Below are 16,381 nucleotides of genomic sequence, written 5' to 3'. Positions count from 1 at the left end.
GGCGGGCGGCGCCGACTCACCGATAGCGCGGGAATCTGCGGCGATGTCCCGACGGAGCCACACCGGCACGGCGAGAACCTGCCTACCTAATGGGCTCTTCGTGTTTGTGGATGTGGTGGTTCGGGCCGGAGCTGCGTGTGGGTGGTCGTTGTCCGGGACCGGAGGTCGTATTCGGGTGCGTGAGGTCGTTTTCGGGTCGCCGAGGACGTCGTCGGACCGGCCGCCTTCATTTCGCCCCACGCCCGCCACGCGACCCGGCCACACCCACAAACCCATTGACAGGCTCGCCTGGAAGCGGGACCGTCTGCTACGCCACTTCCCGGTCTGCTACGCCGCTACGGGGTTAACAACGCCGGTTAACCGTCTGCTGAAGGAACTGCAGGTGTACAGCAGAACGTCAAGTAGCGTCGTTAACGCCCAACCGGCACACCACACACCCCACCCCGTGTTATGGCTCAGGACATCGGTGACAGTACTGCCGCAGCCCGCCACAACCACCACACCCCCAAACCGGAAAAGCCGATTTGGACCGCCCCAGTGGCGCACTACGGCGGTCCAAATGGAGGCTGACGGTCCACACAGAGGAAAGCGGTCCGAACAGTGCAGTCCGGCGGCGGGCAGCCTCACAGCACGCCGGTCTACAGCGGCACGCCCGCACCGAAAAACCCCGAAACCCGGCGTCTCCACGGCACTCCGGCCTAAAGCACCGCGTTCGCGCTGATGGCCCGGTTTCCGCGTGGTTGTGCGGGAAGGCGGCTGGTGCCCCCGGCGCGATTCGAACGCGCGACACCCGCTTTAGGAGAGCGGTGCTCTATCCCCTGAGCTACGAGGGCCGGCTGAGGACGGCTGCGATCCTACCCGATCGCAACCCGTCCCCAATTCCGTCGCCGGTTCGAGTGGTGCCGACCGCGTGCGCGACCGGCATCGTCTCCGTCAGGCGCGCGACCAGGGGGTGGTCTGAGTGCGGCCCACGCGTACGTCCTCTTCTCGCGTGCGAGCGGGAACCACCATGACGGGGCAGGAAGCGTGTGAGAGAACACCCTGGCTGACCGAGCCCAGCAGCAGTCCGGAGAAGCCGCCGCGACCGCGAGAGCCGACCACCACTAGGTCGACCGCGGTGGAGAACTCGGACATCAGTTCGGCGGCGTTGCCGTCCAGGGCGTGGCGGCGCACCACGACGTCGGGGTGGCCCTCGGTGGCCTCGGCGATGGCCCGGTCCAGGCCCGAGCGCACGTCGGTGAGAACCTGCTCGCGATCAACGGCGGCGGGCAGCCAGGCGAGCGCCCCCGCACCAGAGGCCATGGGGACGGCTGCGATCGCGGTCAGCTCAGCGCCCCAGGCCTCGGCCTCGCGCACCGCCCACCTCAGGGCCTTGCGCGCCGAATCGGAACCGTCGACGCCGACGACAATGCGGCGCACGGGGGTGAAGGCAGAGCCCTCCGTGTGGCGCGGAACCACGACGGCGGGGCAGTGGCTGTGCGCCGGTAGGGCCGAGGACACGGTTCCGAGCAGCCGGTCGGCGAAGCCTCCACCGCCGCGAGTGCCCACCACGGCGAGGGAGGCGTCCTCGGACAGGTCAACCAGCACGCCGGCTGGATCTCCGGTCTCCAGGGAGCTGGTCACGGTTACGCCCCGCCCCTGGGCGCGGGCGACCGCCTCGTTGACGACCGCTTCGGCGCCGGAGCGCACGGCCGAGTCATCCAGAGCGGCGTAGCCGCCGTCGAGCGAGGCGGTGGTGAAGGAAGGCAAGGAGTAGGCGCACAGGATGTGCACGCGCCAGCCGCTGCAAGCCGCACGGTCAACCGCCCAGTCAACCGCCTCCAGGGATTCGGGTGAGCCGTCAACTCCGACGAGGACGACCTTGTCTTCAGCCATGGGTTGTGCCCCTTTCTTCGAGCATCGGGTACTCGACCCGACTCATTGTGCCCTGCGGGCGGGCGTGTTCCAAAACACGTTTTGAAGATAGCACGTGGGGGCGGCCGGCCACACGGCCGACCGCCCCCACGTCAGGAAGCAGTTAAGCGTACGGTTCAGCCCACGCGCACATACTGCGGGGAGCCGTACACGGCGCGGTAGGACACGCCGACACTCGGGTTACCGGCGTCAATCATCATGCCGCCACCCGCGTAAATCCCGACGTGGCCGCCGTAGTAGACGATGTCGCCCGGCTGGGCCGCAGCCGCGGACACGATCGTGCCGGAGGCGCCCTGGGCGTACGAGGTGCGCGGCAGGGAGATGCCGACCTGGCCGTAGACGTACTGGACCAGCCCGGAGCAGTCGAAACCGCCGTTGGCCGGGTTATTGGAGCCGTAGACGTAGGCCATGCCGGTGTACTGCATGGCGATCGAGACGACGGAGGAACCGGACGCGTTGGCGGGCGCGGCGGTGGCCGCGGCCTGGGTGGCGTCGGCGATGGCCTCGGTAGTGCCCGCCGCGTCGGCGGCCGTCGCATCCGTGGCAGCGACGTCGGCGGCGACCTCGGTCTCCTCGGTCGCCTCGACCTCGGGCTCCTCCTCGACCTCAATGACCGGGGCCTCGGCGGTCGGGGTGTCCACGGTCTCGACGTCGCTGGGGACGGAGACGGAGTCGGCGACCTGCACGGCCTCGTTGGTGGAGACGGCAGTGCGCGCCTCGGCGGCGAGCGCACCCACGCCCTGAGTCTCAAGTGAGCCGGCGGACTGCGCGGCCTCGTTGGTGTTCGCGGCAGAGGCACCGGAAGCGATCATGCCCAGGGCCAGACCCGAGGATGCGGCCACTGCGAAGCCACGGCGGGCGACCGGAGCGACTGAGTTCATCGGGGTCAACGGCCGAGCGGCCTTGCGGTGCCGAGCCGAGGTGCGTGTTGTCATGTAGTGGTTCTCCTCTGAGATGCCGACGAGGTGAGCTGTCGGGTTCGGACTGGAGACGCCCGGCCCGCATCACGCGGGCTTCACCCCAAGGCTCCAGTCGATGCCGGAGCCGCTTTTGGTTCCCCCGTTCCTGCCTTGGTATGTGGGATATGGCTGCCGGAACCGAGCGGCAGGATTAGGCCTCGTTTCCAGCGCCACGAGCGGCTAGCGCCCGCAACGGTGAACACGTTACCCGAAGACCCCTCCCGGCGTCACGGCGGGATCACGCACACCGCCGTGAAACGTCGCACATGCCGGTTGCGGTGTCCACGCCTGCCGCCCCGTCCCCGGCCACGCGGACACAAAAACGCCCCGCTCCCCGGGGGTGGGGTGCGGGGCGAGTGCGGTCAGCTGACGCGCAGGTAAGTCACACCGGAGTAGACGGCCCGGTAAGACACACCCTTCGAGGGGGTGGCGTCCACCATCATGCCGTTGCCCGCGTACAGGCCGACGTGGCCGGACCACCACAGGATGTCTCCGGGACGAGCCTCGTCCGCGGAGATCGGCGTGCCGATGGCGCGGATCTGGCCGGACTGGTGCGGGATGCTGATGCCGTACTGGGCGTAGATGTAGGACACCAGGCCGGAGCAGTCGAAGGAAGACGGGCCGGAGGCGCCCCATACGTAGGGAGTGCCGACGTATTGCATAGCCAGCGCGACCATGCCCTCGCCGGTGGAGGTCGTGGCGGCCACCTGGGTGGTCTCGCTCGCCTCCACGGTATCCGAGACCTCTGCGGTCTCCTCGGCTTCGACAGCCTCCTCGACCTCGGGCTCTTCTTCGACCACTGGGGCGGTGGCGGTGACGGTGGCGGCCTCGACGACGTCCTCGCTCCAGTTCGTCTCCGAACCGGTCGAAATGGCGGCGTTGGTGGTGACGACCTCGCGCGCATCGGTGGCCAGTGCGGCCACGCCGGCCTGACTGAGTGCGCCGGCCGAGCCGGTGGCATCCGCGTCATCGCTGGCCGCGTTGGCACCCGAAGCGATCATGGTGAGGGCCAGGCCGGAGGAGGCGGCGACGGCAAGCCCGCGGCGCGCAACCGGGGCGGCGTCCGTCAGAGGCGTCAGCGGACGCGCGGCCTTGCGGTGGCGGGCCTTGACGTTTGTAGACAATGAATTCTCCTGCAGAGCCGACGAGGTTAGCTGTCGGGTTCGGGCGGGAGACGCCCGGCCCGCGTGCTGCGGGCTTCACCCCGAGGCCGCGTCCGCCGGAGCGTCACGGCCGGAGAAGTGGTTCCCCCGGGCCTGCCGGAAAAAGTCGTTGGCGGAGGCGGCTCGCGCCGGCAGGCTTGGGCTCCGCGGGCGCCTCCACAGCCGAGGGGTGCCGGCTGCGGCATCTAAGTTAATGAAGTTCCCCCGTCCATGGGTAGTTTTCTCCGCCGCTCCCGCTGTGGAATCTCCCACGGCGGGGTCGCGCGGGCAACATTCTCGGCCCGCCGCACCACTGCCGGGGCCGATCGTGCCGGTTCAGCGCTTGAGGAAGAGGTGCCTGGCCAGGGCACTGGGCAGGAGTACAGAGGCGTCGTCGTCCTGTCGGCTGACGCGGATGCCGCCGACCGTGGCGGTGAGCCGGACCGGAATAGCCGCCCCAATGCGGGCATCCTCTAGCTGAGCGATGACGACGTCGTCGGCCTGGATGGGCTCTCCCACACGGGAGACGACGGCGTCTGAGCGCCCGTCGCGGACCAGGCGCTCGGCGCTGATCTCGTCACTTGCGGGGGCGGGGTGGGTGGGGACGCGGTCGGGAACCGGGTTGCCGAAGGGGTCGGAGGTGACCTCACCCAGGATCGCCGCCAGGCGGTCCTCAACCTGCTCACTCATCACATGCTCCCACCGGCAGGCCTCGTCGTGAACGAGTCTGCGATCCAAGCCGATCACGTCCAGGAGCAGCCTTTCAGCAAGTCGGTGCTTGCGAATAACTTCGGTGGCCCGACGGCGCCCCTCGTCGGTGAGCTGAAGGGAGCGGTCGTCGGCAACCCATATAAGGCCGCTGCGCTCCATGCGGGCGACCGTTTGAGACACGGTCGGGCCGGAGTGGCCTAGGCGCTCAACGATGCGCGCGCGCAGCGGCAGCACGCCATCTTCCTCAAGCTCGTACACGGACTTGAGGTACATCTCGGTAGTGTCGATTAACTCGCTCATCTGGTGCCTCCTCCGATGACCACTGACCGATGCAGCACGGCTGACCGTAGCCGGGGTGCGGCGTATGCGCATGTGCGTGAACAGGATATCGGTCCCCGGCTCCGACGCCGATGACGGGTTCGATCATCCGGCCCCGCGAGCTACTCCGAGGCGGTGGGAGCGCCGGGCGTGTCTGCCTCCGCGGCGCCCGCCGCGCCGTCGCCAGGAGCGCTACCTGCGGCGCGTTCACGCGGGCCGACGGTGGTCAGGAAGGGGCGGGTGGAGGAGTAGGCGAAGTCGATGTGCCAGTGGCGCCGCGCCCAGATGCCGGCGGCCACCGCCACGATTACGGCGGCGATTCCACCGGCCAGGATGGCTACGCGCGGTCCCCATTGGTCCGACACCCAGCCCACGATTGGCGCCCCAATGGGGTTAGTGCCCAGGAAGAACATCATGTAGATGCTCATGACGCGCCCGCGCATGGCCGGCTCCGTGTTCAGCTGGATGGTCTGGTTGGCGCTGGTGAGCACCGTCAGCACGCACAAGCCCACCGGGATCGAGGAGAGCGCGAACAGCTGGTAGCTGGGCATCAGCGCCATGGCGATCGTGAACACACCCAGGAAGAAGGACGCGACCACCAGGGTGCGTACCCGCGGGGACTTGCGCCGCGCCGCCCACAGGGCCCCGGCCAGGGAGCCGATGGCGAAGATCGAGGAGACGCTGCCATAGGCGTCGGACTCCAGGTCGAAGGCGGAGCGCACCATGGCCGCCATGGTCACCTGGAAGTTGAGGGTGAACATGGACACGATCGTGATCACCGCGATGATCACGATGATGTCAGTGCGGTGGCGGATGTAGGCCAGGCCCGCCCGCAGCTGTCCCTTGGCCCGTTTGGCGCGGGGGACGTCATACAGCTCCGACACGCGCATGCTCGCCAACGCCAGCGCCGGGAACAGGAAGGTCAGAGCGTTGACCAGGAAGACCCACCCCGGGCCGATCCAAGCGATGACCAGGCCGCTGACCGCCGGGCCGATGAGGCGCGCGGCGTTGAAGGAGGCCGAGTTCAGTCCGACCGCGTTGGCCAGGTTCTCGGCGGGGACCATCCGGCCGACGAAGATCTGACGCGCCGGGGAGTCGTAGGCGGAGGCCAGCCCGGTGCCGAAGGCGGCCAGGTAGACGTGCCAGAGCGCCACATGGCCGGCGAGCACGTCGGCGGCCAGGATCAGGGAGACCACGCCCATGGCGGTCTGGGTGAAGATGAGGAACTTGCGCTGGTCCACCCGGTCCGCGACCAGTCCGGCGTGGGCGCTGAACAGCATGGCGGGCAGGAACTGCAGCGCCGTGGTGACGCCGGTGGCGGAGGCGGAGTCGTCGGTCAGTATGCGCAGCACCAACCAGTCCTGAGCGACGCGCTGCATCCAGGTACCGATATTGGCCACGAGCGCGGCGAAGAACCAGATCCGATAATTGTGGAACTTGAGTGACTCGAAGGTGCTGCTCACGGTGGGGAGATAACTCCAGTTTCGCGGTGTGACGACGGGCGCACCCGCTGGGATGCGCGCTTTTTTGGGATCGGTCAATTGTACGTCTGTACACCGGGGACAGACAGGGGGCGACGACGTGACCGTAGCCGCGTCGTCGCCCCCGATTCGTGTGCACCGGGCGCCGTCTGGCGCTCGGATCCGGCCATCAGCCGACGCCGAGGATCGCCTTGATGGGCTCGAGCGTGAAGTAGATGACGAACAGCACCGAGGCGACCCACATCAGTGGGTGAATGTCCTTGACCTTGCCGCGGGCCAGCTGGACGACCAGGTAGGAGACGAAGCCCGCGCCGATGCCGTTGGTGATGGAGTAGGAGAACGGCATCATGATGATGGTGATGAAGGCCGGCAGGGCAATCTCGGGGGTCTTCCAGTCGATGTCCGTCACCTGGGTCATCATCAGGAAGCCGACCACCACCAGCGCCGGCGTGGCCGCCTCGTAGGGCACCATGGAGACGACCGGGGCGATGAACATGCTGGCCAGGAACAACACCCCGGTGACGACGGAGGCGAGGCCGGTGCGGGCACCCTCGCCGACGCCCGCGGCCGACTCGATGTAGGAGGTGTTGGAGGACACGCCCCCGGCACCGCCGGCAATCGCGCCCAGAGAGTCGACGACGAGGATCTCGCGGGTGCGCGGCGGGTTGCCGTTCTCATCCAGCAGGTCGCCCTCGGCACCGATGGCCACCATGGTGCCCATGGTGTCGAAGAAGTCGGCGAGCATGAGGGAGAAGACCAGCAGCACCACGGAGACGACGCCGACCTTCTCCACGCTGCCCAGCAGGCTGAAGTGGCCCAGCGTCGCCAGGCTCGGCAGCTCAACGGGCGCCCCCTTCAGGGCGGGGATGGACAGCGACCAGCCGGTGGGGTTGGTCGTCTCGTCAAAGGCATCCAGGTGGGCGAAGGCCTCGATCAGGGCCGCCAGGATGGTGGAGGCGACGATGCCGATGAGGATGGAGCCGCGCACCTTGCGCACGTGCAGCACGAGTATCAGGAACAGGCCGAACAGGAACACCAGGACGGGCCAGCCCTGCAGGGAGCCGCCCAGGCCGAGTTCCAGCGGGGTGCCGCCGGCGCGGACGACCTTGGCGTCCACCAGGCCGATCAGGGCGATGAACAGGCCGATGCCCACCGAGATGGCGGTCTTGATGTCCGGCGGGACGGCCTTGAACACGGCCTCCCGGAATCCGGTGAGCACGAGGACCAGAATGATGACGCCCTCGATCACCACCAGGCCCATGGCGTCGGCGTAGGTCATGCCGTTCATGCCGACCAGGGTGTAGGCGATCATGGCGTTGATGCCCAGTCCTGCGGCCAGTGCCATGGGATAGTTCGCCACCAGGCCCATGAGGATGGTGATGACGCCCGCGACGAAGGCGGTGCCGGCGGCGATCTGCTCGGTAGTGCCCAGTGGCGCGATCCCCTCGTGGGGCGTGGACAGCACCAGCGGGTTGAGCACGAGGATGTAGGCCATCGTGAAGAACGTGACGATTCCGCCGCGTACCTCACGCGCCACCGTGGAGCCGCGCTCGGTGATGTGGAAGAAGCGGTCGATCGCGCTGCGGGAATCCGGCGCCCCGGCCGCTGCTGACGTTGTGGGAGATGGGGTATGTGTGGTCACGTGTCGTGATTGTCCCAGACGCGGCCGCAGCAACGAAACTCCGGCCACCCCTTGGGACGCCGCCGACGCCCAGGCCCGGCGGGGTCGGCGCCGCCCGCGAGCGCGGGGAGGCTCAAGAGCGGGTAGGCAGCGAGGCCTCCAGGGCGGCCAGGGCGTCGGCAGCGGCCTGGGGAGCGGCGGCGTCGTCGTGGTGGGCGTGCTCGAGGGCCAGGTCGGCGACGGCGTCGCGAGCCGAGGCGGCGCGCCGCGAGGCCACGGTGGCCTCCGGATCCTCTTCTTCCGCAGTCTCCGGCTCCTCCGGGGACTGTTCGGGGACCGAGTCAGCCGCGGCGTCCTGGGCGGCAATGGACTTGCGGGACCTGCGCGAGGTCTTCTCGGTCGGGTCGGCGGAGGTGTCCGCGTCCTGGGCCTCGGCCTCGCCGACAGTGGTCGGCTCCGGTTGCGCGGCCTCCTGGTCGGTGAGTTCGTCGCGACTGCGCCCGCCGCGCAGGTCCGTGCCGTTGGTGGCCAGCGGCTCCATGGCCGCCTCGTCCAGGCGCGCAGGCGTCACCGGCCACTCGGGCCCCTGATCCGGCAGGTCGGTTTCGGAGTGGGCGCCACAGCCGTGGTCGAGGGAGACCACGCGCCCGTCGTCGGCGGCCCACTCGTTGGCGCACACGCCGAAGGTGTTGCGCAGGCGCCCGCTCATGGGCACCAGGAACCCGCAGGTGGCGCAGGTGGCGTGGGCCTTGCGCACGCCGTCGGCCTCGGGGCCGTGGTCGCCGTCGTACCAGCGCTGGGCGGCGCGGCGGTAACCCTCCGCGGACAGCACGCGGGCGCGGCCGAGGTCGAGCTCATCCAGGGCCACGGTGTCCCCGTCCTCGCCGGTGGCCTCCCAGCCGGGCTCGAGCCGCTCGTCCGTCTCCCGCCGGGGCAGCCGGTCCGAGCGGGAGGCGTCTCCGGGCCGCAGCCGATCCGCCCACGGCACCCAGGCGGGGGCAAGCAGGGCATCCTCGCCGGGCAGTAGCTCCAGCTCGCAGATGGTGGCGGTGCGCCCGCGGGGCGGACGGGTCATGGTCACGGCCCAGCGCCAGCCGCGGTAGCCGGCCAGGTTGCATTCGAACAGGTGGGTGATCAGCCGCTTGTCCAGCTGCCGGGAGGCGGTGTACGGGCCGACGCTGACCGGTTCGGTGATCTCGCCCAGGGCGGCCCGGGCGGCCTCGATGGCGGCCTCGGAGGTCAGCACCCGGTCCTTGGCGGCCGTGGCCTGCTCGGCCGGGGTGGGCAGGGCACCGGGACGGTCGCCCGCGGGCTCGACGACGGCGGCGCGCGCGGCCTGCACCGGCTTGCTCGACGTGTTCTTCGACCTTTGAGTCGCTGCGTCAGTCACGGCTCAAGTGTAAGCGGACGGTCGGGCCGGCGCTCGCCCTCACCTACCATCCAGGCGATAGCCCGCGCGGTCCGCTGGATACCGCCGGTGAAGTGATCCCCGGGGTTGAGCTCGAAGACTGTTTGGACGCCCATGCCGGCATAGGCCCGGTATAGCGCCCGGGTGTTGGCCTCGACGGCGCGCACCGGCTCCACGGCCGTGCTCGCCTCCTGATCCCCGAGCGAGAAGTACACGCGCTCGGGCAGGCGCACGGGCTGGTGCGCGCCGGCGTACTCCAGGAACCCCGGAAACCAGAACGAGCCCGAGGCACTCGCAAGCCGGGAGAAGACATCCGTGCGGTAGCTGGCGTAGACGGCGAACAGGCCGGCAAGCGAGTATCCGGCCAGACCCAGGTAGGCGGGGGCGGCCGGCAGCCGTTCCAGCGCATGCGGCAGTATCTGGCCCGTCAGGACGTCGAGGTAGGCGTCGGCGCCGCCGGTGCATGGCACGTCTTCGGGGCCGAGTGCCGGAATCGGCCAGGGCGACATGTCATGGTTCCAGTCGATGCCGGACACCGCCGCCAGGGAGAAGGGCGCTTCGGCAATAGATGCAGCGGCCTGCCACACCGCCTGTCCCTCGCCTTGCACCGTATTGAGCACCACCAGGGGCGCGCCGGGCTGCGGCGCCACGAAAAGCTCCACGTGCTTACCAGCTACGGTTTCGTTCACGAGCGCAGATGGTAGCGGCTCAAGAACTCCTTGGTCCGCGGCTGGCGCGGGTTGCGGAACACGACGCTTGGTGGCCCCTCTTCGCAAATCACCCCAGCGTCCATGAAGACGACCCGGTCGCTGACATCATCGGCGAACTGCATTTCGTGAGTGACGATGAGCATCGTCATCCCGCTGTCCGCGAGCGCCTTGATCACGTTCAGCACCTCCCCCACCTTCTCGGGGTCCAGCGCGGAGGTGGGTTCGTCGAACAGCATTATCTCCGGCCGCATGCACAACGCACGCGCGATGGCGGCGCGTTGCGCCTGACCGCCGGAGATCTCATCCACGTGGGCGTCGCGGAACTCGTACATGCCGACCCGTTCCAGCTCCTGCTCCGCCACCTGCTGCGCCTCGGCGCGCTTCATGCGCCGCACCGTCGTCAACGGCAGCATGCAGTTCTCCAGCACCGTCTTGTGCTGGAACAGGTTGAAGCCCTGAAAGACCATGCCGATCCGTTCGCGCAGCGCCCGCAGGTCCGTGCGAGGATCGCTCAGGTCCTCGCCGTCGAACAGCACCGACCCACCGTCGGGCTCCTCCAGCAGGTTGACGCAGCGAAGCAGCGTCGATTTTCCGGAGCCGGAGGCCCCGATGATGCTGACGACCTCGCCACGCACAACCGTCAGGTCGATGCCCTTGAGAACACTCAGCTCTCCGAACGACTTGCGCAGGTTGCGAATCGTCAGGATCGGTTCGCTCATGCGGCGATCTCCTTCTGGGCAATCCCGATGCGTCGCATGCTCGTTTCGAGCAGCCAGGTCAGCGACAGCGTGAGGATCAGGTAGATGACGGCGGCCGTCAGGTAGTTGGCCAGGTACTTGTAGTAGAAGCCCGCGACCGAGGAGGTGGCGAACATGAGTTCCGTGTAGCCGATGATGGTCAGCACGGAGGTCCCCTTGATGTTGTTCACCAGCTCGTTGCCGATCGACGGCAGGCTGTTGCGTACGGCCTGCGGGAAGATCACCTTGATCATGGTCTGCCAGTTCGAGAAGCCCAGCGACACCGCCGCCTCCCGCTGCCCCCGGTTGAGGGCACCGACGCCTCCACGCAGCACCTCCACCAGGTACGCGGCCGAGTTCAGCGATACCGTCAGCAGCGCGGCCATGAAGAAGCTCCACCGCTGGTTCACCTCGGTGATGCTGGCGTTGGGCATGGCCGAGCGCACGATGTTAAAACCCGCGTAGTAGACGATTGCCGCCTGCACCATCATCGGTGTTCCCCTGAAGATGGTCACGTACAACTTCACCAAGTCCACCCCCGTGCTCTTGGCGAATCGCAGCGGCCGCGAGTCCCGCCTGCCGGGTGCGTTGATGCGCAAGAACACCAGGCCGACGGCGAGCACGAATCCGGTCACAGTTCCCAACACCGACACCGACAGCGTGCCCCACACGCCCGAGAGCCAAAGCCTGCGCGAGTGGCACAGCATGTAGACCATGGACGGAACCATCGCGTCAGGGTTCTCTTCCAGCGCCACAACCTCACGACACCAGGGGATCACCCACACCACTGCGGCGAGCGCGACCAGCGCGATCGCCGCAGCAACGGCCGCGAATCTACAGCCGCGTCTCATTTCTGCCCCGCGAGCTCCATCGCCGAGTCCATCAGATCCTGTCGCTGCTCCGCGGACACGGAGGCCAACGCCGTATTGATCTCATCCAGCAGGGCCGTGTCATCCTTGCGCACCCCGGCGCACACGCCGTTGAAGTCCAAGACGAACCCGTCGTCGTCGGGGAAGTCGACTACCACCGTATCCGGGTACTGTGCCTGGTACGCCTCGGCGGACTCAAGGTTGATGACAATGCCGTCGGTAGTGCCCGCATCCAGTCGCTCGAGCATGTTGGTGATGGTGTCCACCGCAGGGAGGTGGTTGACCCCGTCAATCTGGTCGATCACCGTGTCCAGCTTGGTGCCCTTCTGTCCCAGCAGGCTCGCACCGACGAAGTCCTCCGGCACCGTCGCCGAGGCGTAGTCACCGTCGGCCTTGACCATCACGCCGTACTCAGTGGGCTGGGGCACGTAGATCTCGGAGAAGGCCGCCGCCTGCTTGTGCTCGTCGGAGTCGACCATTCCGGAGAACACCGCATCGACCTGCCCCTGGTTGAGTGCCTCCAGCAGTCCATCCCAGGGAAGTTTGACGATTTCCAGCTCCGCACCCATATTGTCCGCCACCAACTTGGCGATCTGCACGTCGTATCCCTCGGCGTAGAAGCCCTCGTGATTGCTGATGGGAACGTTGGTGTCAGAGGGCTCTCCCTCCTCCCAGTTGTAGGGGGCATAGGCGCATTCGACGCCGACACGCAGCGTTTTCGCGTTGCTTTGGCCCGTCGCGCCATCGCCTCCCGACCCGCATGCAGAAAAGGACAGGGACACGAGGCACAGCAGCACTATGCTCGCGATTCTTCTCATGTTCAGAACCTTCTTGATCGGCGTCTGGGAGAGGGAACCATCGACATGTCATCGAACAGGCGTTCGATAATGTTGGCACGCTACAGGTGGCGATCCCGGCGGTCAAGCCGTCGGCCGAGCCCGCCAAAGGCGCTCGTAAACAGTGCCAGGCCAACTCTGACCAACCCCACTATATACATCGTTACGATGCAACAACAAGGCCGATGCGCCGTTCAACCGGCCTCGACCGACACGATCCGGTGGACGGCGACGGTCAACTCGGTCTCCCTGACCAGGTCGGCCAGGCGCACCCGGCCGGGTTCGACGGCGAGCACCCGCACGGTGCGCTCCTGCACGTTCCCGTCGGGGCCGGCCAGACGCAGCCGTACCCGCGCCCGTGAGGCCTGCGCCTGACGCAGCAGTGCCAGCGCATGCACCGGGTCGGTGGCCGCCATCGGGCCGGCGCCGCCCGCGGCACGGCGCGCCTCCTCCCCCGCGCGCAGGCGGCCGACCAGCGCGGCCAGCTCCCGGCGTCCGGGACGGCGACGGCGGACCGCGTGCTCGTTCCCCGGGCGGGCCGGTGCCGGGGCAGGGAGGCGGCGCCCGCCCCCGGGGCGTTCGGAGATCAACAGTCGGCCATGCTCGTTCTCCAGCACCGGAGCCAGACCGGCGGCACGCAGTTCACGCAGCACCACCCCGGCGGGTGCGGCGGACAGGATGACGCCGGGCGCCACCTGGTCCAGTCCCAGGTCTTTGAGCGCGGCGTCGGCGATGATCCCGGCGGCTACGGCCGGGTCGGCCACGCGCAGCACGCTGGCGACCTCGCGCACGCGCACCGCCCCGTGGCGGCGGGCGGCGTCGGCGATCAGGACCGTGAGCGCGCTGGGCAGCGGGGTGGGACTGAAGCGGGATAGGGCCTGGGTCAGTTCGGTGGCGGACCAGCCGCTGTCCAGGGCGCGGCGCACGGACTGGGGAGTGAAGCGGACGGTGAGCGCTCCGCCGCGGGACTCGACCTCGCTACTGCGCTCTAGGGCGGCGCCGAGTTCGGGCGCAGGGCGGCCGGGGACGATGGCGGTCAGGTCCGACTGCACCAGCAGGAGGTCGACCGGCGCAGGCAGGTCGGCGGCCAGCGCCTGCTCGAGCGCGGCCAGCAGTGTCCCGTAGTGATTGTCCGGGTGGCCGACGGCGTCGGCGGGGGCATCGTCCGCCGCGGTGCTGCCGGCGGGTGTGGACGCTTCGGGGGCGCCGGCATTGGGACGCAGGCAGGCTGCCAGAACCCTTCCGGCGCGGCTGAGGGCACCGCCGCCGGTCAGACCGAGCAGCTGGGCCTCGGCGAGCACCGCCGCCACCGCACCCTCGGGCAGGGGCCGACGCGGCCGGGCGAAGGTGAGGGCGGCGTGCACCCAGTCGGCGTCGACCGAGGTTCCGGCGGGTAGGGAGTCGAGCAGGGCGAGGATGCGACGGCGCAGCCGGCCCGCCCAGGCGGCCTCGACGTCGGCGCCCAGGACGGGCCGCAGAGCGCCGTCGTCGGCGCGGGTGCCGACCAGCCAGGGGGTGCGGGCCGAGCCCGCCCAGGCGGCGGCGAGCGCAGCCCACTGCTCGGGTAGTTCGGCGTCCAGCCAGGCGGGGACCGTGTCCGCGGGCACCCACGCGGCGCCGGACTCGTCCAGGCCGAGGAGTTCGGCACCGGCGGCGAGTTCTATGACGCTGGCGGCCACGGCGCGCTCCAGGCCGAGGGCGGCGGCGGTTCGGTCCAGTGCCCGCACGCCCACTCCACCGGTGCGCAGAATCTGGCCGCCCTCGCGCCCCCATTCGGTCAGCAGCTCGCGGGTCAGGCGAACCATCTCCTCCGCGTGACTGACCGACTCGGAGGCGACCGCATCTGCGGACAACACCTCCAGGGGGTCGGTGGCCGGGGGCGCGAGCGGCTCACGGGTCAGGCGGCCGCCGCGCAGGGCGAGGCCGACCTCGCGCGGCAGGACGAAGCGCGTGCGTCCGGCGGCGTCCGCGGTGCGTTCGAGCCAGCCGCGCTCGACCAGCTCGGCCGTGCCGGCGGAGCTGCGGCCGGGGCTGAGGGTGCCGACCGGGGGACCCCAGGTCAACGCCTTCAGCACGCCAATGCCGGGGACGGGCTCGTCGGCCTGTTCCAGGGTGGACAGCGGGGGTGGGAGCTGCTCGGCGGCGGGCGGGTCGGCGGCGGCGGGGCCGAGTCCGAAGGGGTGGGGACCGAAGGTGTCGACCAGCCCAGGGACGGGGCCGGTGTCAATGACCAACGCCAGGCGGGTAAGCACGCCCAGGCGGCCGGCGACGTCGTCGGCGCTGAGTCCCAGGGAGGGCGCCAGGGTGGCGGGGTCTACGGAGCGCAGGGCGACGGTGGCCTCGGCGACGGCAACGGTGACGGCATCCAGGTCGCGCAGGGCGGCGTCCACGCTGGTGCGGGCGCCGGCGCGCACGGCCAGGGCGGTGAAAGAGGCGGAGGGTGGAGCGACCAGGTCGGGGCGTGCGAGTAGAAGCGCGGCGACGTCGCGGTCGGGCAGGGCCGTCAGGTGCGCGGCCAGCTGTTCGACGGTGGTGCCAGGTGCGGGCTCAGGCCGCCCGGTGCCCGGATGCTGGGTGCTCATCCGCGTAAATCTACCGCGGTCGATGCCTGCCGGGCCATGACCATGACATCCTCTCTGACAGCGTTCACCTTCGGCTGGGGGAACCGACCCGGTCCTGGCGCTCAACCCCGGATGCGTTCAGCACGGTTGAGCGTCCGCTCGCCGACGGCGGGACCGTTGAGCAGCATCTGCGCGGTCCTCCTGTCGGTGACCAGGGACGTTATGAGGCCTGAGCACGCGACTGCCCTCATCGCAGGCACCTTTTGAGACCCGCCGGCGACGGCGAGAACGCGCGGTGTGCGCAGGAGCTGAGCCGCGGTGATGGCGATGCAACGGCTCTGAGCCGTACAGGGAACTATTCGTCCGCGGTCGTCAATGAAGATGCCGAGCATCTCGGCGCGGGCCCCGCCGGACTCGAGCTGTTGTTTCTCCTCGTCGCTCAGCGCATCCATTAGCTGGGTCACAGGCGGGTCCCAAGAGCCGATCGAGACGACCGCCAGTGACAGGTCGGCGTAGGCGGCCAGGACGGAGGCGATGGCGGGATCTTGCCGCAGCGCCTTCACAGTCTGCGGGGAGTCGACGAACATCGGTGCGAAGATCGACAACGTGGTCGAGCCGGAGTGAGTTGAGACCGAGCGGAAGATGTCGACGGGCGAGAGGGCGAAGTCCGTCCCGACAGCGCCCGTGAGAGCGACGACTCTGGCGTCGGCGAGGGGGCCGACGTGGGCGCCGATCTCGGCGACGGTGCGACCCCAGGAGAAGCCGATCGTATCCCCCCGACCGGCTATGGAGGCGATCTCGGTCGCTGCTGCGCGGGCCAGCGCCTGGCGGTTGGTGCTCTCGTCCTCGGCACCGGGTACTACTACGCAGTCGCGCAGGTTGAGGTGGGCGGCGACGCGCTCTCCGAGAACATCATCGGGATGGGTCGGCTCAACGATACGGATCTGCACGATGCCGGTTTCACGGGCACTCTCGAGCAGTCGCGCCACCTTGAACCGCGAGATGCCGATTCTCTCGGCGATCTCAACCTTCGACTCGTTCGCCTCGTAGTAGGCGCGCGCCACTGCGACCATCAGGCCAGTTTCGTCGGGCACGGCACCTCCTTGCTCGTCTG

General features: G+C 69.1%; 13 protein-coding genes, 1 tRNA gene and 2 riboswitches. All 14 genes read right to left on the bottom strand.

Going from position 1 to position 16,381, the window contains the following annotated elements; genetic code table 11:
• Positions 1 to 757 precede the first annotated feature (757 nt).
• A tRNA-Arg gene (locus ACGLYG10_RS06510) sits at positions 758 to 833 on the bottom strand.
• 100 nt (positions 834 to 933) lie between these two features.
• Complete coding sequence (locus ACGLYG10_RS06505; RefSeq protein ID WP_073329212.1) at positions 934 to 1,875, bottom strand: universal stress protein; 942 nt, start codon at positions 1,873 to 1,875, stop codon at positions 934 to 936.
• A gap of 155 nt (positions 1,876 to 2,030) precedes the next feature.
• Positions 2,031 to 2,849: a C40 family peptidase gene (locus tag ACGLYG10_RS06500; RefSeq protein WP_073329210.1), complete on the bottom strand. Its 819-nt coding sequence runs from the start codon at positions 2,847 to 2,849 to the stop codon at positions 2,031 to 2,033.
• A 5-nt stretch (positions 2,850 to 2,854) separates the two neighbouring features.
• Positions 2,855 to 3,014, bottom strand: a riboswitch (cyclic di-AMP (ydaO/yuaA leader).
• A gap of 221 nt (positions 3,015 to 3,235) precedes the next feature.
• On the bottom strand, positions 3,236 to 3,997 hold the full coding sequence (locus tag ACGLYG10_RS06495; protein ID WP_073329208.1) for a C40 family peptidase: 762 nt from the start codon (positions 3,995 to 3,997) through the stop codon (positions 3,236 to 3,238).
• Positions 3,998 to 4,161: riboswitch (cyclic di-AMP (ydaO/yuaA leader) on the bottom strand.
• Positions 4,162 to 4,351: 190 nt separating this feature from the next.
• Positions 4,352 to 5,026, bottom strand: a complete 675-nt coding sequence (locus tag ACGLYG10_RS06490; RefSeq protein WP_073329206.1) for a metal-dependent transcriptional regulator — start codon at positions 5,024 to 5,026, stop codon at positions 4,352 to 4,354.
• 140 nt (positions 5,027 to 5,166) lie between these two features.
• On the bottom strand, positions 5,167 to 6,507 hold the full coding sequence (locus ACGLYG10_RS06485) for an MFS transporter (RefSeq protein WP_073329204.1): 1,341 nt from the start codon (positions 6,505 to 6,507) through the stop codon (positions 5,167 to 5,169).
• A gap of 187 nt (positions 6,508 to 6,694) precedes the next feature.
• Positions 6,695 to 8,167 (bottom strand): NCS2 family permease, encoded by a 1,473-nt coding sequence (locus ACGLYG10_RS06480; protein WP_073329201.1) that lies wholly within the window; start codon positions 8,165 to 8,167, stop codon positions 6,695 to 6,697.
• A 112-nt stretch (positions 8,168 to 8,279) separates the two neighbouring features.
• On the bottom strand, positions 8,280 to 9,536 hold the full coding sequence (locus ACGLYG10_RS06475; RefSeq protein WP_073329198.1) for a DUF3027 domain-containing protein: 1,257 nt from the start codon (positions 9,534 to 9,536) through the stop codon (positions 8,280 to 8,282).
• Positions 9,533 to 10,243, bottom strand: coding sequence for an alpha/beta hydrolase (locus ACGLYG10_RS06470; RefSeq protein WP_073329196.1), 711 nt, complete (start codon positions 10,241 to 10,243; stop codon positions 9,533 to 9,535). The genes ACGLYG10_RS06475 and ACGLYG10_RS06470 overlap by 4 nt, the downstream gene beginning before the upstream one ends.
• A complete protein-coding gene (locus ACGLYG10_RS06465; protein WP_073329193.1) occupies positions 10,240 to 10,983 on the bottom strand; it encodes an amino acid ABC transporter ATP-binding protein in 744 nt (247 codons plus the stop codon). The genes ACGLYG10_RS06470 and ACGLYG10_RS06465 overlap by 4 nt, the downstream gene beginning before the upstream one ends.
• Positions 10,980 to 11,852 carry an amino acid ABC transporter permease gene (locus ACGLYG10_RS06460; RefSeq protein WP_073329190.1) on the bottom strand — a complete coding sequence of 291 codons (873 nt, stop codon included), beginning with the start codon at positions 11,850 to 11,852 and terminating at the stop codon, positions 10,980 to 10,982. The genes ACGLYG10_RS06465 and ACGLYG10_RS06460 overlap by 4 nt, the downstream gene beginning before the upstream one ends.
• Positions 11,849 to 12,688, bottom strand: coding sequence for a transporter substrate-binding domain-containing protein (locus ACGLYG10_RS06455; protein ID WP_073329188.1), 840 nt, complete (start codon positions 12,686 to 12,688; stop codon positions 11,849 to 11,851). Before ACGLYG10_RS06455 ends, ACGLYG10_RS06460 begins: the two co-directional genes overlap by 4 nt.
• A 212-nt stretch (positions 12,689 to 12,900) precedes the next feature.
• A complete protein-coding gene (locus ACGLYG10_RS06450) occupies positions 12,901 to 15,288 on the bottom strand; it encodes a helicase-associated domain-containing protein (RefSeq protein ID WP_073329185.1) in 2,388 nt (795 codons plus the stop codon).
• Positions 15,289 to 15,389: 101 nt separating this feature from the next.
• A complete protein-coding gene (locus ACGLYG10_RS06445; protein ID WP_073329183.1) occupies positions 15,390 to 16,361 on the bottom strand; it encodes a sugar-binding transcriptional regulator in 972 nt (323 codons plus the stop codon).
• Positions 16,362 to 16,381: the final 20 nt, after the last annotated feature.

Source organism: Actinomyces glycerinitolerans (assembly GCF_900098745.1).
Classification (GTDB): Bacteria; Actinomycetota; Actinomycetes; order Actinomycetales; family Actinomycetaceae; genus Actinomyces; species Actinomyces glycerinitolerans.
The sequence above is the reverse complement of the archived record's forward strand: the minus strand, read 5'-3'. Positions and strand labels throughout refer to the sequence as shown.